The 442-nt window shown below is 36.0% G+C and carries 1 protein-coding gene; it reads right to left on the reverse strand.

Annotation, left to right across the window (positions count from 1 at the left end; all coding sequences use genetic code 11):
- Positions 1-442 (reverse strand): YbaK/EbsC family protein (locus KH893_RS12295; RefSeq protein WP_281166338.1); only part of this gene is annotated, 442 nt, incomplete at both ends.

The raw sequence follows: 442 nt of genomic DNA on the forward strand, positions 1-442 counted from the left end.
TGATGATATCACTTAATTTTCCTGTTTCATTTTGAATTTGTCCGCCCATTTTGCTTGAATAAAATGTACCAAGCTTGAAAATATGACCAATTTCGATCCCTTTCGTGAAAACAAGTTTTCCTTGGCCGTCAGGAGAAAGAGAGCCTTCTTTAGCTGTTAAAAAGTCCCCTATTTCAAATTTTTTTAAGTCGCGATCAAGATTAAAATTTGCATAGTGTTGGCCGTCTCGGTTAGATCCAACGAACCAATTAGCCTCATTTTGAAGAGTTCTATCAACTAAGATTCTAGTATCTTTGTTTTCAAAGCCTATAGGGCCAAGTGAACCAAAATGAGCTCCAAAAACTTTAAATACCTCTTCCTCACCTGCTTCTGACAAGTGCTTGGCATCCAGAAAATTTTTGACCTTTATTTCATTAACATCATAATCTCCAGGTAATATAAC

This window comes from Liquorilactobacillus sicerae, assembly GCF_029916425.1.
GTDB classification, from domain to species: Bacteria; Bacillota; Bacilli; order Lactobacillales; family Lactobacillaceae; genus Liquorilactobacillus; species Liquorilactobacillus sicerae.